The organism is Streptomyces telluris (genome assembly GCF_024519335.1).
GTDB classification, from domain to species: Bacteria; Actinomycetota; Actinomycetes; order Streptomycetales; family Streptomycetaceae; genus Streptomyces; species Streptomyces telluris.
Genome location: NZ_JANIID010000106.1, coordinates 1 through 332, shown reverse-complemented (window position 1 = coordinate 332; position 332 = coordinate 1). Strand labels below are relative to the sequence as shown.

At 63.6% G+C, this 332-nt stretch carries 1 protein-coding gene; it reads right to left on the bottom strand.

Annotated elements, in window-relative coordinates:
* On the bottom strand, window positions 1-332 hold a 332-nt coding region (locus tag NQU55_RS36305), incomplete at both ends, for an adenosylhomocysteinase (RefSeq protein WP_256791887.1).

Sequence of the window (332 nt, the reverse complement as noted above, 5' to 3'; positions counted from 1 at the left end):
CCGTCCATCGCCGCCTGCAGCGCATTGATCGGGTCGATCTCCGTCACGATCACCCGCGCACCCTGCCCGCGCAGCGACTCCGCACACCCCTTGCCCACATCGCCGTAACCACAGACCACCGCCACCTTGCCACCGATCAGGACGTCCGTGGCCCGGTTGATCCCATCGATCAGCGAATGACGGCACCCGTACTTGTTGTCGAACTTCGACTTCGTCACCGCGTCATTCACATTGATCGCAGGGAACAGCAGCGTCCCCTCACGCTGCATCTCGTACAGACGGTGCACACCCGTCGTCGTCTCCTCCGTCACACCACGGATCTCCGACGCCAG